Below are 20,606 nucleotides of genomic sequence, written 5' to 3' on the forward strand. Positions count from 1 at the left end.
AATTAACAAATTACCTACGACTTCGCTACCAAAGATGTTAATTTGATGAGAAATCAATCTATTATCTGCAAGGTTTATGCTTCACAAGCGACAACTGAATCGGTAAGCATCACACAGTTAATAACAAGAAATTTCGCTCCCATGCACTCACCACGCGTCTAAAGTTTTCGAGTTCTGCGCGTTTAACCGCAATAAAGCCCTTGGTAAAATCTTCGCCTAAATATTTACGGCAGTAAGAACTTTCCTCCATCACAGCTAACGCTTCTTCGAGGGTTAATGGCAGCGCCATACTGGCGCTATTACGGTTTTCATTGGCTCGGCCCTGCACTGGTGGTGACGGTTTAAACTCTTCCACCATGCCGATATAACCACACAATAAACTGGCAGCAAACGCCAGATAACAGTTGGCATCAGCCCCAGGAATACGGTTTTCAATGCGGCGATTTTGTGGTGAAGACTCTGGAATTCGCAGACCACAAGTACGGTTTTCTTCGCCCCACTCCAAGTTAATTGGCGCTGACGTTCCAGGTAAAAAGCGGCGGAAAGAGTTAACATTAGGCGCTAATAACGGCACAATTTCAGGCATACAACGCTGTAAGCCGCCTATGTAGCTATAAAATTCAGGGCTCATAGTGCCATCTTCACGGGTGAAGATATTCTTGCCCGTGGTTTTATCAATAATGCTCTGATGCAAATGCATGGCACTACCAGGCTCATCGGTCAGAGGTTTAGCCATAAAGGTCACGCACACATCATGCTTTAAAGCTGCTTCACGTAAGGTGCGTTTAAATACAAATACTTGGTCAGCAAGATTAAGGGGGTTGCCATGACGGAAGTTAATTTCCATCTGCGCAGTGCCTTCCTCATGGGTTAAGGTGTCTATATCTAACCCTTGAATTTCACACCAATCATACATGTCTTCAAATAGTGGGTCGTATTCGTTAGCCGCATCGATGGAATAAGACTGACGCCCAGATTCTGCGCGGCCGCTGCGGCCAATAGGTGGTTGCAAAGGTAAATCAGGATCGATTGAGCGCATGGTTAAATAAAATTCCATTTCAGGCGCGATGACAGGCTCCCAGCCTTTTTCTTCATAGAGCTTCAATACTTTTTTAAGCACATTGCGCGGGGATAACTCAATGGGATTACCCATTTTATCGAAAGTATCATGGATAACTTGTGCTGTGGCTTCAAGCGTCCACGGCAACATAAACACCGCATCTTCATCAGGAACACAAATAAAATCGATATCAGCATGATTTAACAGACTGTAATAATCTTCATCATCAACATAATCGCCCGTTACGGTTTGCAGTAACACGCTTTCAGGTAAACGCATGCCCTTTTCATCTAAAAACTTATCTACCGGCGCAATTTTTCCACGGCAAATACCGCTCATGTCGCTTATCACACATTCGACTTCGGTAATTTTTTTCTCTCTCAAAAAAGTTTCTAACTTACTCATTTTATTTGATTCCTTTGTTGAACTCTGGCAATACAGGCGGCGCTAAATTGCTTGAAAATCGCCTGGTAAAACGGATTATTGGCAATCTGCCATTCAGGGTGAAATTGCACCCCTAAAGCAAAGTTACGGGCATTGTTGACAGTAAAGGCTTCGATTAAGCCATCACCTGCGTATGCTTCTGGCCGCAATCCTAGGCCTAATCTGTCCACCCCTTGAGTATGGACCGAATTAACCTCTGCCTCAGAGCGGCCAAAACTCTCAAAAAGTAATCCTCCAGGTTCCAAAGTTACTGTATGGGCGACACCGTATTGCACCGCTAGAGGCGCGGATTTATCTTCACGGTGATCATGTAAGCCGCTCACTTCATGAACTTTCTGATGCAAACTGCCACCAAAGGCCACATTCATTTCCTGAAATCCACGGCAAATAGCCAGTACCGGCACCCCCATGTCTATGGCTAATCTCAAGAGAGGCAAGGTTGTTGCATCACGCAATGGGTCGTGCAAAGTGCCAGGTGAGCTCGGAATTCCTTGATAATGATGTGGCTCAACGTTAGACGGTGAGCCAGTAAACAGTAAGCCATCAACCAGATTGAGTAATTCAACCATGGGCATATCTGCCCCTAAACTTGGAATTATGATTGGCCAAGCTTCTGTTCCATCAATAATGCCGCGCAAATATTTATGTCCTGTGGTCGCAAACTCTTGCAAACCTAATGGCTGATTGCATGCTGTTACTCCCACAAAAGCGATCGTTCTTTCAAACATAAATACCGATAATCCTTAAATTCGTTGATCTCTAACAACAATAAGTGTGCATTTTTTTAAACACTACACCTAAAATTTTAGGTAAGCAAGAGGTTAATGACTGGTTAAATTCGCAATTTCGAATTTAAGCTAACTCACTGTTTTTACATAAAAACAGCTTGTATGGTATCTATTAACAAAATGAAATTTGGCTTAAATAGTTGAATTACCGTAATAAATTTGTCATTCAAAATAGGGAGGCAAAGCTTGGGCTAAGGCGCTTTGATGATGTTTATTATTTACAACTAAACTACAACTGCGAGGTACGTTGGCAGCAGAACCTACAGGCTTGGGGAAAATGATACACATAAGGATGTAAGCAAGCGTGGCAAAACAGCGAAGTAACATTGAGGCTATTGATAGCCTCAATGTTAGAAATTGGCAGGAGTGGTGGCGCTAACTAACTGACAAGGCTCATCAAAGGGATTACGAAAGCGATGCAATAACTCGCTATTAAAATAGTAACTATCGCCGGTGCTAATAATAAACACTTCATCGCCAACAGTTAACTCTAACTTACCAGCAATCACTAAGGCGGCTTCTTCCCCTTGGTGCTGAAGCATTTCTTCGCCCGTATCAGCGCCTGGTGGATAAGTCTCCCACATCATAGACATAGCGCGATTTGGATAATCACGGCCAATCAATTTAAATTCCAGCGGGCCAGGGCCTATATCTAACAATTCTTGTTGGCGATATACCACTTTAGGGTCAGCCGTTTGCGCTTCTTCAATTGAGAAGAATTCGACTAATGACATAGGAATGCCGGCTAATACTTTCTTTAACGAACTGACAGATGGGCTAACACTATTCTTTTCAATCATTGAAATGGTGCTATTTGTCACCCCGGCGCGCTTAGCCAACTCGCGCTGCGATAAACCCGTTAGCTTTCTAACTAGCTTAAGATTATGTCCAATATCCAAATGTCTACTCCTCCCTTTCAATGGCGCTTAGCGCAAACCTAAGCTTACTGTCAGCCAATGCCAAGCTTCTTTTCATTAACTAAACACAGATTTGGATTGTATTCTAGTCTAAATCCGTGTTAAAAAAAACGAACACTTAATTTTTTAACAGCACTGTTACACCAATAGACTTAGGTTGGATTGCTTGCTACAAGTTATGCTACGGAGCTCTCATGTTAACCAAAACCGCTGTTCATTCTGATAATTATCCCGCTTCCCTTTATGTTGCCACAGTTAATAAACACGAAAATTATCCAATATTACAAGAAGCTACCGAGGTAGATGTCGCAATTGTTGGCGGCGGCTTTAGCGGCATAAATACTGCGATTGAATTGGCTCAACAAGGATTTAGCGTTGCCTTATTAGAAGCGCACCAAATCGGTTGGGGAGCCTCAGGGCGTAATGGCGGGCAACTTATCCGCGGCATTGGCCATAATATTGAACAGTTTCGCTCTCAAATTGGTTCCGAAGGAATTGATGCCATTACCCGTATGGGCTTTGAAGCTGTCGATATTGTTAAAGAGCGCATAACGACTCACAATATTGATTGCGATTTACGTTTGGGCTATTGCGATCTCGCGCTTAAACCTAAGCATATGGATAGCATTCAAGAAGATTATGACGATCTTAAACGTATGGGCTACCGTCATGAACTTAAGATTTATGATAAAAGTGCCATCCATGAAGTGATAGGGTCCCGCCATTATCTAGGCGCTATGAGCGATATGGGCAGTGGTCATTTGCACCCATTAAATCTTGCCCTAGGCGAGGCGGCTGTTGCTAAAAAGTTGGGCGTGCAGTTATATGAACACAGCGCCGCGCTGAGTATCACTAAGGGGGCTAAACCTGTGGTTACCACAGCGCAGGGACAAGTCACTTGTCAGTTTTTAGTGCTAGCAGGAAACGCTTATATAGGCCATAAACTTGAGCCGTATATTGGCGGTAAAATATTACCAGCCGGCAGTTATTTAATGGCAACTGAGCCGTTAACGTCAAGCCAATGCGCAGACATAATTCCGCAAAACATGGCCTTTGCCGATTTGAGTATTTCCTTAGATTACTTCCGCTTATCGTCAGATAACCGCCTGATCTTTGGGGGGCTTTGCACCTATTCAGGGAAAGATCCTAGTGATATTAGCGCCAGCTTACTGCCTAATTTACGCAAAGTATTTCCGCAGTTACCTCCCCTTAGAATCGATTATGAATGGGGCGGTATGATAGGCATAGGGGCTAACCGCTTACCACAAATTGGCCGCTTACCCGACACTAATAATATTTACTTTGCTCAGGCCTATGCAGGCCACGGCGTTAATGCCACTCATATGGCCGCCAAGCTCATTGCTGAAGCACTTACTATGCAGGCACAACGCTTTGATATCTTTGATAGCATTAAACACATGACGTTCCCAGGTGGTCCTGCCCTGCGCTCACCGTTACTTGCCGCAGGTATGCTATATCATCGTTTACTGGATAAGCTGTCATAACAACAGCCAGACTTGCTGGCTGTTGATTGGCTTAGTCGATAATAAGGCGCACTCGCTGTTTGCGGGTATCAAGCTTGTAAGTTACAAGGCAATCCAAGTGGCTTTGATTTCAGTGTATTTATCAAAAGCATGCAATGATTTATCACGGCCATTTCCCGATTGTTTATAGCCGCCAAACGGCGCTGTCATATCGCCGCCATCATAATGGTTAATCCATACCATGCCGGTGCGTAAGCGTTTAGCGGTTTTATGGGCTTTAGATAAATCGGCAGTCCACACCCCCGCAGCAAGACCATAAATTGAGTCATTGGCGATAGCAATCGCTTCTTCCATACCATCAAAACTAATGACAGATAAGACTGGTCCAAAAATTTCCTCTTGCGCAATGCGCATCTTATTGCTCACATCACTAAATAAGGTCGGCGCGACATACATACCGCCAGTTGCTGCCAATTGCTGCTCGCCGCCACAAAGTAAACTCGCGCCCTCTTCTTTACCGACCTCAATAAACTTAAGTACCGATTGCAAGTGCTGCTTATCAACTAATGCACCGCAGCTGGTGTTAGGATCAAGCGGGTGACCGGGTTGCCACGCCGCAAACTCAGCCTTAATGAGATCAATCACTTGATGACGTACACCAGATTCCACCAGCAAACGGGAACCTGCGGTACACACTTCGCCCTGATTAAAAGCGATAGCTGAGGCTGCGGCCGCCGCGGCGGCTTTTAAATCCGGCGCATCATTAAAAATAATGTGCGGGCTCTTGCCGCCAGCCTCTAACCACACCCGCTTCATATTAGATTCGCCGGCATAAATCATCAGCTGCTTAGCAATCTTGGTCGAGCCAGTAAATACCAAGGTATCCACGTCCATATGCAGCGCCAAGGCTTTACCTACTGTGTGACCAAAACCTGGCAACACGTTAAGAACGCCTGCGGGAATGCCTGCTTCTATGGCAAGTTGCGCCATATAGATTGCCGTTAATGGCGATTTTTCAGAAGGTTTGAGCACCACGCTATTGCCTGCTGCTAAGGCTGGCCCTAGTTTCCAACAGGCCATCAGCAAAGGAAAATTCCACGGCACAATAGCCACGACAACACCTATGGGCTCTCGGGTAATCATGCCAATTTCGTTATCTGCGGTTGGCGCAATTTCATCATAGATTTTATCTATGGCCTCCCCTGACCAGCGCAGTGCCTGCGCCGCACTTGCCACATCAACGGCTAATGAATCACGAATAGGTTTGCCCATGTCTAAGGTTTCGAGCAAGGCTAAGGTCTGTGCGTGCTGCTCTAATAACTGGGCAAAGCGGATCATCACTTGTTTACGGCGTACTGGTGATTGCTTAGCCCATACGCCGGACTCAAAGGCTTGTCGACAATTACTCACCGCATGCCTGGCATCAGTGTCGGTACAACTAGCCACTTTCGCTAACACCTGACCATCAATGGGGCTAATACAATCAAAGGTTTGCCCTTCTGCTGCCCATTGATATTTGCCATCAATGAAAGCGCGACCATTGATTTCTAGCTGCTGCGCCTTTGTTTGCCAATCTTGCATAGTAAGCGGAGTACTCATGTCATTCCTCGTCGTAATAGTTGTCGTGTGGTTGCGCCGCTAGACCAAGTCATGCAGCCAATGTAGCCGTTGTCGACACATAAATTCAATATTTTTTACAATTACACGGCAAAATAGCTCAATAAATCACACAATGATCTTCCATGTTCGATATTTTTGACATAGCATGCTTTTTAAACAGCAATTAACATTTCAACAACAGTTACAGGTGGGTGTATGTCAGTGGAATCGCAACACACTAAGCCGCTAAACAATCTCAGTCATTATTGGATGCCGTTTACCGCCAATCGCCAATTTAAGCAACAGCCTCGGCTGTTAGCACAAGCTGAAGGTATGTTTTATAGCGATATTCATGGACGCTCGGTTTTAGATGGGACAGCAGGCTTATGGTGTTGTAATGCGGGCCACAGTCGCCGTCAAATTACTGAGGCGGTTAGTCGCCAACTCAGTACCTTAGATTACGCGCCGTCGTTTCAAATGGGTCACCCGCTCGCTTTTGAACTGGCTGAACGCCTAGCCAGTATGGCGCCAGCAGGCATAGATAAGGTCTTTTTTACCAACTCAGGTTCAGAATCCGTTGATACTGCGTTAAAAATGGCCTTGTGTTATCACAGAGCCAATGGTCAAGCCACGCGCACTAAGTTTATTGGCCGCGAACTTGGCTACCATGGGGTTGGCTTTGGCGGCATTTCAGTGGGCGGCATAGGCAATAATCGCAAAGGTTTTAGCCCACAAATTCTGACCGGGGTCGATCATCTTCCTCATACCTTAGATATCACTCATCAAGCGTTTAGCCGCGGCTTACCACAGCACGGCGCCGACAAGGCTGATGCGCTCGAAGCGCTAGTGACCCTGCATGGGGCTGAAAATATTGCCGCGGTTATCGTCGAGCCTATGTCTGGCTCTGCTGGGGTAATTTTACCGCCTGTGGGCTATTTACAACGTCTAAGGGAGATTACTAAGAAGCATGGCATCTTATTGATTTTTGATGAAGTGATCACAGGCTTTGGCCGTGTCGGTGGTAATTTCGCCAGTACTTACTGGCAAGTCACACCAGATATGATAATCACAGCTAAGGCGATTAATAATGGCACTATTCCTATGGGGGCCGTGTTAGCCAGTTGCCATATTCATGATGTCTGCATGCAAGGGCCTGAACATGTGATTGAGTTTTTCCACGGCTACACCTATTCAGGTCACCCTGTCGCCGCAGCGGCCGCGCTCGCCACCTTAGATATTTATCGTGATGAACAATTGTTTGAGCGCACCGAAACCTTAGCGAGCTACTTTGAAGATGCTGTCCATAGCCTTAAATCCTTACCTAATGTGATTGATATTCGCAACACCGGCTTAGTGGCAGGAATTCAACTAGCGCCATCAAGTAGCGGCATAGGTAAACGCGGTTATGGCATTTTTGAGCATTGCTTTTATCACGGCGCATTAGTGCGCGCAACTGGCGATATTATCGCGCTATCGCCACCACTGATTATTGAAAAACCGCAAATTGATCAACTGGTAGACACCTTAGCGAACGCTATTCGTGCGCAGCAATAATTGACTTCAACGCTTTCGGGAATTAGTTCAATGACACCAATGACTCATTATATCAATAGCCAAATGACTGGCCCAAGCGCGCGCCAACAAGCGGTAATCAACCCAGCGACGAACCAAGTGATTGGTCAAGTGTCACTGGCAAGTGCAGCGGAAGTCAATGCCGCTGTCGCCAATGCCAAGGCGGCTTTTCCTGCTTGGTCACAAACTACGCCACTTAATCGCGCGCGGGTATTATTTCGCTTTAAAGCCTTAGTCGAGCAGCATATTGATGAATTAGCACAATTAATTACTACTGAGCACGGCAAGGTGCTGGAAGATGCCAAGGGCGAAATCACCCGCGGCTTAGAAGTGGTGGAATTTGCTTGCGGCATTCCGCACCTTTTAAAAGGTGAGCATACCCAACAAGTGGGTTCTGGCGTCGATGCTTGGTCGGTAAATCAAGCCCTTGGCGTAGTGGCCGGAATTTCGCCATTTAATTTCCCGGTAATGGTGCCCATGTGGATGTTCCCTATCGCCATTGCCTGCGGTAATACTTTTATTATGAAGCCGTCAGAAAAAGACCCAAGTCCGGTGCTGCGTATCGCGCAATTGCTGACTGAGGCGGGCCTTCCTGCGGGCGTATTTAACGTAGTTAATGGCGATAAAACCGCGGTCGACACGCTATTAACGCATCCAGACATTGAAGCCGTGAGCTTTGTGGGCTCAACCCCTATTGCCCAATACATTTACAGCACAGCATCAGCCCATGGTAAACGCGTACAAGCCTTAGGCGGCGCCAAAAACCATATGTTAGTTATGCCAGATGCTGACCTTGATTTGGCTGCTAATGCCTTAATGGGCGCGGCTTATGGTTCTGCTGGTGAGCGCTGCATGGCCATTTCAGTCGTGCTGGCCGTCGGCGATGTGGCCGATAAACTCGTGGCGCAATTAGTGCCGAAAATCGATGCGTTAAAGGTCGGAGATGGCAGCCATCACGGCATGGAAATGGGGCCGCTCATTAGCCGCGAGCATCTCGATAAAGTGTGTGGCTATATCGATAATGGCGTGCAGCAAGGCGCAACCTTAGTACGCGATGGTCGGCACTTGAGTCTGGGGGACGGTCATTTTGTTGGTGCGAGCTTGTTTGACCATGTCACTCCGGAAATGACTATATATCAGCAAGAAATTTTTGGTCCAGTGCTCGCCATTGTGCGCGTGGCCGATTATGACAGTGCACTCGCGCTAATTAATGCCCATCAATATGGCAATGGCACAGCCATATTCACCCAAAACGGCGAATATGCACGTCATTTTTGCGATGCTGTGCAAGTCGGTATGGTTGGGGTTAACGTCCCGATTCCTGTGCCTATGGCATTTCACAGTTTTGGTGGCTGGAAACGCTCTTTGTTTGGCGCTTTACATATGCATGGCCCCGATGGCGTGCGCTTTTATACTCGCAAGAAAGCCATTACCGCTCGCTGGCCTAAGCCGCACCTGAGTCAAGCTGACTTTATTATGCCGACCATGAAATAACTCTCTCTAAGCTTGGATGATAGGATGCCAAGGCTTAAGATGACTGCGGAGATGCAAGGATGAAAATACAAGATATTCAATTGCTTTCAGGGGCGCCTAAGGAAAGCTTTTCGGCTGCCGTCGCGGCCGAAAAGCGCTTAGATGGCGCGCCAATCCAAACCATAGATAGTTTTTATAACAGCCCATGTCAGCAATTTCAGTGCGGCTTTTGGCAATGTGACCAAGGCCATTGGCAAGTTAATTATACTGAATATGAATACTGTGAAATAGTCGCAGGAATGAGTGAAATTATTGATACAGATGGCAATAGTCTAACTGTGACTGCTGGCGATCGCTTCGTCATCCCCGCAGGCTTTAGTGGCAGTTGGAAAGTCACTGACTTTTGCAAAAAAGTGTATGTCATTTTCGAACCTAAGCTTGCCGCTAGTCTTTAGCCCAAGCTAGGTTAAGAAGGCGTTATTAACCACAGGACGTTAACGTCCTGTGGTTATTTCAATCTAATAACCGTGCTGACTATTACTGACACGAAACCAGCCGGCAATGCTAAAGCGGTCAACATTGGTCGCTGACACTTCGTGGGGGAAGATTTCACTTAAAAACACCACCCATTTACCAAAGGTCGGGCTGATAGTTTCAATCAATTGATCTTGCTCATCATAGATAAGTAATTCGCCTTGATCTGCTGCCTGCCAATTCGGATTAAGAAACAATACCGAGGTCAAAATACGATTTTGACTTCCTTTTAAACTATCGATATGTTTTTGATAGTATTGACCTGGCTGATAAATCGCATAATGACTTTCAAATTCATTCAGCCCTAAATACAGGCGGCGATTAATGGCCAATCTTAACTGCGACATTAAGTCCAAATATAAATTATCTGTGTCACATTCTGGCGTTAACCACAAAATCTTATCACCGCGAATTAACGCCTGATGTTGCTGCCCCGCACCCCGACCTATGGCGGCATGCTTAAAGCCATCGGACTCAACGCCCATTTTTGTCAATAACGCCTGGCAAACATCATGGGGGATTTCACTGTCAAACACATGATATCCCCGTACACTCAACTGCTCAGCCAATTCATCTAATACAGTTTCTGAAAACGTAAAGCTCATAACGTGACACTCATCAATAAGCACAACTCACATCGAATCAAGGCTATAGGAAACTAGCAGAGCGACCTGGTTAGCATGGCTATATACCAAAAAGGTATGATGGCAGGAGTGTAAAACGAATTTTTTGAATTAGCTAACAAAAGGAAAAAATGATGTGAAAATTTAGCACGTCCTTGTGCTATGGGGACAAAGCGTTAAAAATCGTACCTAAAACCTAGGCTGACTAGGCTGTCGCTAAAATCTTGATGCTGTTTTACGTGAAATTGGCCAAGCTCTGAATGAATGCGCGCGGCGCGACTTATTTTATATTCGGCGCCAAGAGCCCACTGGGTAATCACCGGGGCTTCATTCACGCTATTGCCTTTACTCTGATATAAACGGTTAGCAATGGCGCCAGTGCCTGAATCATCATACCCACCCTCAGCTTTTAGCAACCAAAGGCCTAGGGCATATTTAGCGCTCACAATGAAGCCTGTACCATGACGTTGCTGCCACTGAGTTGCCGCTTGATTAACTAGTTCAGAATGTTGCACCATAGTACCAAGGGTTAAGGCATCCCATTGATATTGGGCAACGCCTCGATATGCGCGAATATCTTCCATGCCATCACTATAGGCAGCAGCTAAATACAGATCGCTATTGTTAAAAGACTTATCGCCATAGGTCACGGCCACTTGGTAGTTACCAAGCTCACGCCGCTGTTCGCCAACCTTATAATAATTATCTTCCAGTAAATAACTGACGCCAAGTTGTACGTTTTGCCATACAGGTGACTTATAAGCCAGTGAATCGCCCCAGCGTTTATCGCCAGCAAATAATCTGTCATGTTTCATGACATAGATATCCATGACGTCAACACCACCTTTGGCCATTTTAAATACCGGATCGATACGGCCAATCGCTAATGAACCATAGTCTTGATGGCGAATGCCTAAATACGTCGGCCGCGATGAAAATGGGTTATTGGTTTTATCTTGACTGCCGCCATTTACCCCAACTTCAATTTGATAAAAGATGTCGGTTGTTGCTGATAATTCAGTACGGCCTTTAACCCCTAAGCGGCTAAAGTTATTTTCAAGTACTAGTCCCTGTTTGTTGTTATGGGTAGCACTGCCACTGTCAGAAGAGGTTAACGAGTAATCAAAACGCCCATAAAATTGATAATCATTGGCCAGTACCGAGGGAGTGCACAAGGCCAACGACAGTGCACTAAAACATAAAGCTTTCATAACAAACACATCCAAAAATGGGCGCCAAAGCGCCCTACAATATTATCGCTGCGCGGTGATCACGCCATCTTGGCGCATTTGCTGATATAAGCTATTAGCGAGCAATAGATAATTATCCCAAGCATCAGAGCGCTTAGTAAAGCCAGTTTGGGCATAACTGCCGCTATCACCGGCTGCTGGTAAGTCATTAATATCAAATAATGAACCGCCTTGAGTCAGATGATCTTCTAACGCGTCAATCATGACGTTAAAACCAATACGCGCAGGCTCGACATAATTAATCGAATCGTATTTAGACTGGCGGTAAAAGGCTTTTTGCGAGGCATCTCTAATATCTTTTTGGTGATCAGCAAAGATTTCATCGTAATGAGCTGCGGTAATGTTACCCGTTTGCTTACTGACTACGATACGCAGCATGGCGGTTACCCCAGTCCAGCGGCCTTTCGCATCATTAATTTTCTGCGCTTGCTGATAAAATAATTGGTCACTGCCACCTTGCTGAATGCGGCTGTAAATTTTAGCGGTCAAGGGGATCATTGATTGCTGAATACTGTTAGAAGCGCCAGCCACTATATCCAGTTCAAGATATTGTAAACGGTTAGGCTCGGATAATTTATTGGCAAGCTTTGGATCAAACTCAGGATTTTTATCAAAAGTGAGCTTATTTTTCTCCATCATCAGCTTTTCCATGGTTAAGGCTGACTGTACCCAAGCCGTACCTTTTTGCTTACCCATAGAAAAATTGTATTCAGACATGCGTTTAGGCACGTTTTGATAAAGACGGGTGTAATAGTTTGGGCGCCCACTTTCTTGAAATTCAGCCAACAACACATCCGCAGAATTAGCACTATCAACCACCACTAACATGCTGCCCATATGCCCTTGGCGGAAACGCGCTTCTTCGTAGTAATAGTCACCTTTTACAATGCCAAGCTGAGGCTGAATCGACCACTCTAAATCAAACTTTTCAGCACTCTTATTAGCGCGGGCACCCACACTTTGAAATTCAGGTTTGCTGCCATCAGCGCGCGGAATATCATTGATCGCCTTTAAAATACCATTGGCTGAATAGGTGGCGCCCGAGATAGCATCTATCCCTTCATGACCATTGTTGGCCACCACTTCCTTCAAGATCCGCTCAGCATTGAGGTATAACGACTCAGTTTCTTTATGCGATAACGTTTTGAGCGCGCTAATGTTACCGTTAATGACTGTGGCTTCAAGCGTGATTTCGCTCTTTTTGCCTTTGCCACTAACTTGATAAACGCCATCAACATACTTGCCCTGCACTAACTGACTGGCACAGCCTGCCAACGCTAAACCAGTTAATGACATGGCGAGCACTAACCCACACTGTTTGAAATTAATCGTGTTGTTCATCGATGTTGCCCACTAAATAATAGATTTATGGGCAAGCATAAACAGCTCAGCCGTTTGAACAATTGCGGAAAACCGCAGTTCTAGGGGGCAATGATCATTTCTTTGAAACTGCTAACACTTTAGGGATAGCTAACAAGCCAGAACCTAATATTCATGGTACAGCTATAAATAACGCGACCACAGAGAGATGTAATGCCCTACTTTATATTTATCATCATTAGCCTAATGAGTATCTTCAGTCATTCTCATGCCGATGAATTTATTCCTTATCAATGTGAAGGCAATGCCAGTTTTGTTTATGACCAAGGTAAAGGGTCTATGACTACCTTAAATTATTTTGGTACGTCCATTACCATTGATATTTATCATGATGATAAACAGCAAGCATTATCCGCCTTATGCCATGGTTTACATGTAGTGCAGCAATATCATTATTTAGGGTCTAATTTTTCAACTTACCCATATTTTACCAATATTAAAACCATTAATAATGCGCCTGATAAACTGCATCAAATTGACCCAAGGTTAACCGAGTTATTGCATGCCAGCATTGAATGGCATCAACTCACCAATGGCCGATTTAATATCGCCATCGCTCCCGTATTGGCGGTGTGGCGCCAAGCGCGTAATGTTTGCTTGAAAGAAAATGATTGCCAACTCCCCATGCGGCAAACGCTTGAGGATGCTGCTAAAAATATTGATATTTCAAAGATAATCTTAGATACCACTCATAACACAGTCCAAATGCAAGCTGGCATGCAGTTAGATTTAGGCGGCATAGCGAAAGGATGGATGGTAGAAAAAGTTTATGACAGGCTCCGCTCTGACGGCATCACATCATTTATCATTAATGCTGGCGGTAATATTCGTCATTTTGGTATACATCCTAGTGGCCGACAATTTATTACGGCTATTGAAGATCCGCTCGCCAGAAAATATAACAATAGGAATGGTATCAACAATAGTGTTTACCATGAATATATTACGGCGCAAGATATTACCTTGGTATCAAGTGGTAATTATTTAAACTATTTCACTGTCGATGGCAAAGATTATCACCATATTATTGACCCCACGACCCTTTATCCTAAGCGTGACGGTATTAGTGTCTCAGTGATTATGCAGCGCAATACGTTATTAGCCGATGTGATTTCCACCAGTCTGTTTTTAATGCCAGTGGTCGAAGCTCAAGTGTGGCTACACGATATTGGCTTAGATAAGGATGTCGAAGCGATATGGTATCTTGATGATAATGGCAATAAGTATGAAACCGCGGGCGTGGCCAAGTTGCGCACACCATATCAGTAGACTAATACCACATAGGCATTAATCAGTAGGCTGACCCTCAGTATATAAGTAAAGCGTGATCTTACTCACTGAACGCACATATCACTGAGCTTTGAGCAACATTAATCGGTGATAATAGCCTCTGTTTCCTTTTCTAAAGCGATATTGCCTTGTTGAATGCCTTGATCCTAGGTTTTAGCCTGCTTGCATTGCTCTGGCCTGGCTCAATCAATGCAGCCTCCTATTCTCCGGATGATATCCACAGTCCGAGCCAGTTACTTAAACTACGCGATACAAGGGCCAAAACTCACGCAACTATCCGTATCGGCGTGATGGCCTTTGCTGATCCCAGTAAAATCGAGCGGCGCTGGCAAGACACCGCCTTATGGCTTCAACAACAATTAGGCCAACCCATTGATATTATAGCGCTCACGCCGATGGAGCTAGATAACGCCATCACCAAAGCTAATATTGACTTTATCATAGGCAATGCCATGACGACTGTGGCCTATAAAAAAGACTATGGCACCAGTCATTTATTAACCTTAGTGAATAATTTAAGTAATAATCCTGAAAGGGCGATGGGGTCAGCTATCATCACCCGCGCTGATCACCCGCTTACTCATTGGAAAGAGCTAACCCAGCAACGAGTAATTTCGAGCGACCCGCGCGCCTTTGGCGGTTTTCAAATTTTTGCCGCCACCTTAGCTAGTCGCCATATGGATGTGTATCGCGACATTAAACAGTTGAAATTTGTTGGCTTTCCACAAACAAAGCTGCTCGATAAATTACTGCAACATCAAGCCGACGTCGCCATTTTACCAGCTTGTATTCTGGAGTCTGCGATTAGGCGTGGCGTAATACCTCAAGGCGCGCTTAAGGTGCAATTGGTCAATGAGCAAACCGATATGGCTTGCCAAGTATCAACACCTTTATATCCAGATTATGCCCTGTCAAAGCTTGGCGGCACCAGTCATCAACTAGCCACTCAAGTGGTACGGGCATTATTAGCCATAACGCCACAAGATAGCGCAGCGATTGTCGGCCAATATCAATATTGGGCCGCACCGGTTAACGACAGTGAAGTTTTTCAGTTGCGTCAGCAACTAGCCCAATGGCCGTTTGTTACCAATTGGCAGCGTCTAATGTATAGCGCCATCCCTTGGGTATTGGTTGCCATACTGGTGTTATTGCTTGGATACTTACATCACTTACGGGTCAAACGCTTGGTAGTGCGTCGCACTTTAGCTCTGAGTAATGAAGTGGCCGAGCATCAATGTACTCAAGCTCGGTTATTAGATCAGCAGCAACAGTTCTACCGTGCCCAGCGCGTATTGCTTACAGGAGAAATGGCCTCAGGCATTGCCCATGAACTGAAGCAGCCATTAGCTGGCATTCGTTATTTAGCCCAAGGCTGTGTTTATCGCTTAATAGACTCTCAGCCAGAGTTACAGCAACCGTTAACTAAAATCATTGCTCAGGTCGATAGAGCCCAAACGACGATTAATCGACTGCGAGCGTTTTGTCAGCAAAGCAGCCATTATCAGGTCTGTGATCTGGTGCACATCATAGATGATACCTTGCAACTCATGGCGCCGGACCTTAAGGGATGCGAGGTACACTGGCAGCGCCCTTGCGAGGATTATCCGATAGTGGCTGATGCCAGTTTATTGCAACAGGTACTGGTTAACCTCATTCGTAATGCACTGGATGCTATGCAGAGCCTTAAGGCGAGGCAGTTAACTATTGAGTGCCAACGCTTGGCAGATGAATATCAACTCTGCATCCGCGATGTTGGTACAGGCTTGACATCCGCAGCCTTAGCTCGACTATTCATGCCATTTGAAACCTCTAAAGCTCATGGCTTAGGCCTAGGGATGGTGATTTGTAAACGCATCATAGAAGAGCATGGCGGCCAAATTATTGCCCATCAAGTTAACCCAGGCTTAGTCATCCACATTCACTTACCCCATAAGGCTGCCGCGCTATGACCCCTTTATACCTAGTTGATGATGATCAAGATGTATTAGATTCATTAAGCTGGATGCTTGAAGGCATGGGATTCGCTAGCCACAGTTTTACCTGCGCCGCAACCTTGCTTTCTGCTGTAGATATTCATGCGCCTGCGGTCATGCTGCTTGATATTCATATGCCGGGAATGGACGGCATGGCCTTATTGCAACACTTAGTAAAGCTGCAAAGTCCGATTCAAATCATTATGCTCACCGGCCATGGTAATATTGCTATGGCAGTGCAAAGCATGCGTGTTGGCGCGCTTGATTTTCTAGAAAAACCGGTGGACGGCGATAAGCTTAAACTTCTATTACTTCAAGCTATGCAAGTCAGTGAACAAGCGTATGCCGCGCACAATCAACACCAAGTACTGCGCGCGCAACTCAATAGCCTAAGTCCCCGCGAGCACCAAGTGATGACCTTAGTGCTTGCGGGCAAAATGAATAAAGTCATTGCTAGCGAACTTGAACTAGCCCAGCGTACCGTTGAGCTTCATAAGCAAAAATTACTGCAAAAAATGCAAGTAAGTAATGCTGCTGAACTAGCATGGCAGCTAGCTAAGCACCAACTAAGGGCAGAAGATCAATTGCTTGTAGCTGGGGAAGAACTCCAATGATGATAAAAAATTAACCAAACTTGCACTATTTTTGAGTGGTTTGAGGCCTATAGCCTACATTAAGATGTAACACTGTTTACGCCCGTGACTCTTACCCTTAAGGATACGGCATGTCTGTCTATCATATTTTGTGCTACTTGGGCGCTGCTGCAGTGCTGATGGCTTATCTCAATAGTAAATTAGGAAAATTCCAACCGACAATCGCCATCACAACTGGCGCTATTATGTTGTCATTACTGTTGGTGTTCACTGGTCGATTCCATATCTTTGAATTCAAAGCCGTCGCCGCCCATGTCATTCATGAACTAGATTTTCAGCACTTGTTACTCGAAGGTATTCTTGGCTTTTTGTTATTTGCCGGTGCTATTAACATTAAGCTTACCAACCTTAAAGACCAAAAGTGGGAAATTACTGTGCTGGCGTTGTTCGCCACCTTAGTCTCTACTTTTGTTATTGGTTTTGTGTTCTATGGTTTTTGTCAGTTAATTAGCTTGCCGCTGGCGCTCGTCTATTGTTTGTTGTTTGGCGCTCTGATAAGCCCTACCGACCCTATCGCTGTGCTTGCCATAGTCAAAAAGTTACAAGCGCCCGAGCGTATCTCAACCCAAATTGAAGGCGAATCGCTATTCAATGATGGCTTTGGCTTAGTCATATTTGTGACCCTATTTACTATTGCCTTTGGTGATAGCACGCCAACAGTAAGCAGCGTCAGCTTGTTATTCCTGCAAGAAGCGCTTGGCGGAATTCTTTATGGCCTAGTGTTAGGCACTTTAGTGCATAAACTCATTTGTCATAATGATGATCCTTCACTAGAGCAGCTATTAACCTTACTCATTCCCTCCGCAGGTTATGCCCTCGCCTCCTCGCTGGGTGTCTCAGGCCCACTGGCCATGGTAGTCACTGGCATCATTATCGGTAATTGGACTCGCAGCCAAGGCTTTAGCCCTAAGACCAGTGATAGCTTAAATCACTTTTGGGAATTGATAGAAGAATTCTTAAATTGCCTGTTATTCCTGTTGATAGGGTTATTAATGCTGACCTTTGCGTTTCACCGCGAAGACTGGTTGTTAATGGCTTTTGCTATCCCGTTAGTATTAGTTGGGCGCTATCTTAGCGTTCGTCTTTCTTACCTAGGTTTTAATCGCTTTCGCCGCTACAACCCTATGGCGGTCTCAATTTTAACTTGGGGCGGTTTACGCGGCGGTTTAGCCATAGCTATGGCTATGTCAGTGCCTGCTGGCATTATGGTGTTACCTGAAAAGAATATTGATGTTCGTGAGATCATGCTGGTGATGACTTACGCGGTCGTGGTGTTTTCTATCTTAGTGCAGGGCTCGACCATCACGCCGATGATCACTAAGGCTAAGCGCTTAGACGCCGAAAGTCACCAAGCAACATCAAGTGATAACGCGGGTGGGCATGTTAAATGAGGAGTAAAACCAGACTCGTCATTAAGAGATTAGGTAGCTGCTTTACTTAAATCATGATTTTCTCAATAAAAAACGCAGCCTAGGCTGCGTTTTTTATTGCAAGTGAGTGATTCACTACGAATGTTTACTCAATACCCACAATCAACCATGGCTGACCGTCTTGAGTTAAGTCACGCTGTAAGTGCCAGATATCCTTGATATCTTGAGTTACACCTTGTGGTGACTCTTTAAACTGACCGTAGAAATACAAGCTAATTTGCGCGTGTTCATTGTTATAATCGGCACGAACAATCTCAGCATTTACTGACAACACTTGCGTGTAAAGTTCAGTTGGCTCATCCGCTCGAGCTGTCACTAATTCAGAGAAAATGTCAGCTGCGACATACTCTTCAATTTTAGTCAGATCATTGCTATTCCATGCCTGCTGCAAGGTTTCATAGTGACTGATAGCGCCTTTAACGAAAGCGGTACTGTCAAAACCTGCTGGCAGATTCATAGGCACATCGGCAGCATTAGCATCAACTTCAGCGCGGAACCATGGACGCGGCGCATCAGTTGCCCCGTGAATAGGCGCAGCTTCAGGCGCGCTGTAAGCGTGCTGCTGAGGTTGTGGCTGTTGTGGCTGTTGTGGCTGTTGATAAGCATTGTTTTGCGCTGGCGCTGAATTTGGCGTTGACGCCGCATAAGCTTCACGCTGATAACTGCCTTGGCTTGGCGCGGCTTTACTTTTGCGCAGCATCTTAAACAACATCACGGCGCCAAAGATCAATAAGGCAATGATGGCCATGTCCATCATTTGTAAGCCTTCAAATGCACCACCAGCAAATAAGGCGGCTAATAAACCACCGGCTAATAGGCCACCCATTAACCCGCCTAACATGCCCTTCTTAGAAGAACCTGCAGTTTGCGCAGCATTTTGCTTAGCGGCAGCAGGCTGGCCAGCGGGAGTCGCTTGGCCTGGTTGTGGGCTAACAGTATCGGTTTTTTGCGGTTGCTGTTTGGCAGGCGCAGTTTTATAACTGCTACCAAATTTCTTACCACCACCAAATTTTTTGGCGTCGGCATAAGGAGACACCAGCACTACGGCGAGCATCAAGGGGATTAGGGCTAAAAGTTTTTTCATGTTTATCCTATAAATCAGAATGATAACTTTGCGCAAGTCAAGCCAGCATACTATTGGCCTAAGCGTGATCAAGTCAATGATCACTATTAATGAGTGTGCGCAATCAGGCTTAAATTAACCTGAGTTTTCAGGGTTTAAGTGATTAAGTTTACGCTTATGATTAAATACCTTGTTTAGATAAGGCGCGACCTAGCGGCTCAAAATAGGCAAGGAGTGCGCGAGTAATTGCCACTAAATGCTCATCATCCGGATAAACCCCGGCATCAACAAACTGTCCCTTGCGCGTACCGTTCACTAAATAAGGATTGGCGATCCGGTTATCAAACTCGAGTGCCGCTTCAAAGGCGCGCGCCATCAATTCCGTTGGCTGCGAAAAATAATAGCGTCCTAAACACTTATCTAATTGTTTGGAGCGCAGCACCAAGCATGATGGCTCTGCGCCCTCTTGCATGACGATGGCAAATAAGGCTAATAGCCTGTCGTTCAGCGGATGCTCAAGACTTAGTAAATCTTGCTGCCAGCAATCACTGGCAAATGGCTGAACGGCTTGATTACGCAGCGGTAAATCATAGGATTTTGGGGCAATATAATGATCAAAACCATGCCAAAATTCATGGGCTAAGGCTCCGGCGCCTGCGTGTTTTGCCAAGGCTAACTCTCGGCTTAAACTATTATAATGCGCTTGTACGCCTTGGCGGCCGCCACTGCCAAAGGCCAAACTTAAACTTTGGCGCAGCCCTATGGCCTTGGGCGGTAAATTAAGTAAGTAGGCAAGATCAGCAAAGGCATCAAATATGATTGGCGCGGCTAGCGCAGCCTCATCTTTCGTCACCCAGCGCCCAAGCTTTAGCCTATCGAAACCAAACGTCTGCTGAATATCGGCAAACCCGACTATCTCCCCTTGACGAAAATCAGGACCACGCCGCCTGCAAGCTAAGCGGCTAAAAAAGGTTTGGGTACTGAATGCTTGAGGCGTTTTAGGAGACATAAAAAAATGAGCCAACAAAAGTTGGCTCATTATATTCATCATATCACGCTACACAAGCCATGCC

17 protein-coding genes are annotated in these 20,606 nt (G+C 45.5%); 8 read left to right on the plus strand and 9 right to left on the minus strand.

Annotated elements, in window-relative coordinates; genetic code table 11:
- Positions 1-109: 109 nt before the first annotated feature.
- The 3 genes from AC1HDP_RS04955 to AC1HDP_RS04965 form a co-directional block, all read right to left on the minus strand.
- On the minus strand, positions 110-1,465 hold the full coding sequence (locus tag AC1HDP_RS04955) for a glutamine synthetase family protein (RefSeq protein ID WP_140932760.1): 1,356 nt from the start codon (positions 1,463-1,465) through the stop codon (positions 110-112).
- Positions 1,462-2,232 carry a gamma-glutamyl-gamma-aminobutyrate hydrolase family protein gene (locus tag AC1HDP_RS04960; protein WP_479637885.1) on the minus strand — a complete coding sequence of 257 codons (771 nt, stop codon included), beginning with the start codon at positions 2,230-2,232 and terminating at the stop codon, positions 1,462-1,464. The genes AC1HDP_RS04955 and AC1HDP_RS04960 overlap by 4 nt, the downstream gene beginning before the upstream one ends.
- A gap of 410 nt (positions 2,233-2,642) precedes the next feature.
- The gene (locus AC1HDP_RS04965) at positions 2,643-3,191 is read right to left on the minus strand and encodes a cupin domain-containing protein (RefSeq protein ID WP_479637886.1); all 549 of its coding nucleotides are present in this window, start codon (positions 3,189-3,191) and stop codon (positions 2,643-2,645) included.
- A 212-nt stretch (positions 3,192-3,403) separates the two neighbouring features.
- Between AC1HDP_RS04965 and AC1HDP_RS04970 the strand changes: the two genes are divergently transcribed.
- Positions 3,404-4,714 carry an NAD(P)/FAD-dependent oxidoreductase gene (locus AC1HDP_RS04970; protein WP_479637887.1) on the plus strand — a complete coding sequence of 437 codons (1,311 nt, stop codon included), beginning with the start codon at positions 3,404-3,406 and terminating at the stop codon, positions 4,712-4,714.
- A gap of 81 nt (positions 4,715-4,795) precedes the next feature.
- Here the strand turns inward: AC1HDP_RS04970 and AC1HDP_RS04975 are convergent, their stop codons facing one another.
- Positions 4,796-6,292: an aldehyde dehydrogenase gene (locus tag AC1HDP_RS04975; protein WP_479637888.1), complete on the minus strand. Its 1,497-nt coding sequence runs from the start codon at positions 6,290-6,292 to the stop codon at positions 4,796-4,798.
- 216 nt (positions 6,293-6,508) lie between these two features.
- On the opposite strand from AC1HDP_RS04975, the gene aptA reads away from it, so the two are divergent.
- The 3 genes from aptA to AC1HDP_RS04990 are packed head-to-tail and all read left to right on the plus strand — an operon-like array spanning position 6,509 to position 9,792.
- Positions 6,509-7,846 carry an omega-aminotransferase AptA gene (gene aptA / locus AC1HDP_RS04980; protein WP_479637889.1) on the plus strand — a complete coding sequence of 446 codons (1,338 nt, stop codon included), beginning with the start codon at positions 6,509-6,511 and terminating at the stop codon, positions 7,844-7,846.
- A gap of 30 nt (positions 7,847-7,876) precedes the next feature.
- Entirely contained in the window at positions 7,877-9,358 is a 1,482-nt protein-coding gene (locus tag AC1HDP_RS04985) for a CoA-acylating methylmalonate-semialdehyde dehydrogenase (RefSeq protein ID WP_479637890.1), read from the plus strand.
- A gap of 59 nt (positions 9,359-9,417) precedes the next feature.
- Entirely contained in the window at positions 9,418-9,792 is a 375-nt protein-coding gene (locus AC1HDP_RS04990; protein ID WP_479637891.1) for a cupin domain-containing protein, read from the plus strand.
- 63 nt (positions 9,793-9,855) lie between these two features.
- Here the strand turns inward: AC1HDP_RS04990 and AC1HDP_RS04995 are convergent, their stop codons facing one another.
- From AC1HDP_RS04995 to AC1HDP_RS05005, 3 genes are all read right to left on the minus strand, one after another.
- Complete coding sequence (locus tag AC1HDP_RS04995; protein WP_479637892.1) at positions 9,856-10,476, minus strand: 2OG-Fe(II) oxygenase; 621 nt, start codon at positions 10,474-10,476, stop codon at positions 9,856-9,858.
- A 194-nt stretch (positions 10,477-10,670) separates the two neighbouring features.
- Entirely contained in the window at positions 10,671-11,705 is a 1,035-nt protein-coding gene (locus tag AC1HDP_RS05000) for a porin (protein ID WP_479637893.1), read from the minus strand.
- A gap of 42 nt (positions 11,706-11,747) precedes the next feature.
- Entirely contained in the window at positions 11,748-13,085 is a 1,338-nt protein-coding gene (locus tag AC1HDP_RS05005) for an FMN-binding protein (RefSeq protein ID WP_479637894.1), read from the minus strand.
- Positions 13,086-13,277: 192 nt separating this feature from the next.
- On the opposite strand from AC1HDP_RS05005, the gene AC1HDP_RS05010 reads away from it, so the two are divergent.
- The 4 genes from AC1HDP_RS05010 (at position 13,278) to AC1HDP_RS05025 (ending at position 18,431) form a co-directional block, all read left to right on the plus strand.
- Positions 13,278-14,393: an FAD:protein FMN transferase gene (locus AC1HDP_RS05010; RefSeq protein ID WP_479637895.1), complete on the plus strand. Its 1,116-nt coding sequence runs from the start codon at positions 13,278-13,280 to the stop codon at positions 14,391-14,393.
- Between the two features lie 149 nt (positions 14,394-14,542).
- Complete coding sequence (locus AC1HDP_RS05015) at positions 14,543-16,363, plus strand: sensor histidine kinase (protein ID WP_479637896.1); 1,821 nt, start codon at positions 14,543-14,545, stop codon at positions 16,361-16,363.
- Positions 16,360-17,001 carry a response regulator transcription factor gene (locus AC1HDP_RS05020; RefSeq protein WP_479637897.1) on the plus strand — a complete coding sequence of 214 codons (642 nt, stop codon included), beginning with the start codon at positions 16,360-16,362 and terminating at the stop codon, positions 16,999-17,001. The genes AC1HDP_RS05015 and AC1HDP_RS05020 overlap by 4 nt, the downstream gene beginning before the upstream one ends.
- Positions 17,002-17,111: 110 nt before the next feature.
- Positions 17,112-18,431 (plus strand): cation:proton antiporter, encoded by a 1,320-nt coding sequence (locus AC1HDP_RS05025; RefSeq protein ID WP_479637898.1) that lies wholly within the window; start codon positions 17,112-17,114, stop codon positions 18,429-18,431.
- 124 nt (positions 18,432-18,555) lie between these two features.
- Here the strand turns inward: AC1HDP_RS05025 and AC1HDP_RS05030 are convergent, their stop codons facing one another.
- Positions 18,556-19,554, minus strand: coding sequence for a Tim44 domain-containing protein (locus tag AC1HDP_RS05030; protein WP_479637899.1), 999 nt, complete (start codon positions 19,552-19,554; stop codon positions 18,556-18,558).
- Between the two features lie 160 nt (positions 19,555-19,714).
- On the minus strand, positions 19,715-20,572 hold the full coding sequence (locus AC1HDP_RS05035) for a CLCA_X family protein (RefSeq protein ID WP_479637900.1): 858 nt from the start codon (positions 20,570-20,572) through the stop codon (positions 19,715-19,717).
- Positions 20,573-20,606 lie beyond the last annotated feature (34 nt).

It is taken from the genome of Shewanella sp. ISS20, from assembly GCF_056522965.1.

Coding starts and splice junctions, on each gene's coding strand:
- AC1HDP_RS05035 (WP_479637900.1), bottom strand. CDS start 20,572: ATGAGCCAACTTTTGTTGGCTCATTTTTTTATGTCTCCTAAAACGCCT.
- AC1HDP_RS05010 (WP_479637895.1), top strand. CDS start 13,278: ATGCCCTACTTTATATTTATCATCATTAGCCTAATGAGTATCTTCAGT.
- AC1HDP_RS04955 (WP_140932760.1), bottom strand. CDS start 1,465: ATGAGTAAGTTAGAAACTTTTTTGAGAGAGAAAAAAATTACCGAAGTC.
- AC1HDP_RS04970 (WP_479637887.1), top strand. CDS start 3,404: ATGTTAACCAAAACCGCTGTTCATTCTGATAATTATCCCGCTTCCCTT.
- aptA (WP_479637889.1), top strand. CDS start 6,509: ATGTCAGTGGAATCGCAACACACTAAGCCGCTAAACAATCTCAGTCAT.
- AC1HDP_RS04995 (WP_479637892.1), bottom strand. CDS start 10,476: ATGAGCTTTACGTTTTCAGAAACTGTATTAGATGAATTGGCTGAGCAG.
- AC1HDP_RS04960 (WP_479637885.1), bottom strand. CDS start 2,232: ATGTTTGAAAGAACGATCGCTTTTGTGGGAGTAACAGCATGCAATCAG.
- AC1HDP_RS05005 (WP_479637894.1), bottom strand. CDS start 13,085: ATGAACAACACGATTAATTTCAAACAGTGTGGGTTAGTGCTCGCCATG.
- AC1HDP_RS05025 (WP_479637898.1), top strand. CDS start 17,112: ATGTCTGTCTATCATATTTTGTGCTACTTGGGCGCTGCTGCAGTGCTG.
- AC1HDP_RS04990 (WP_479637891.1), top strand. CDS start 9,418: ATGAAAATACAAGATATTCAATTGCTTTCAGGGGCGCCTAAGGAAAGC.
- AC1HDP_RS04975 (WP_479637888.1), bottom strand. CDS start 6,292: ATGAGTACTCCGCTTACTATGCAAGATTGGCAAACAAAGGCGCAGCAG.
- AC1HDP_RS05020 (WP_479637897.1), top strand. CDS start 16,360: ATGACCCCTTTATACCTAGTTGATGATGATCAAGATGTATTAGATTCA.
- AC1HDP_RS05030 (WP_479637899.1), bottom strand. CDS start 19,554: ATGAAAAAACTTTTAGCCCTAATCCCCTTGATGCTCGCCGTAGTGCTG.
- AC1HDP_RS05000 (WP_479637893.1), bottom strand. CDS start 11,705: ATGAAAGCTTTATGTTTTAGTGCACTGTCGTTGGCCTTGTGCACTCCC.
- AC1HDP_RS04985 (WP_479637890.1), top strand. CDS start 7,877: ATGACACCAATGACTCATTATATCAATAGCCAAATGACTGGCCCAAGC.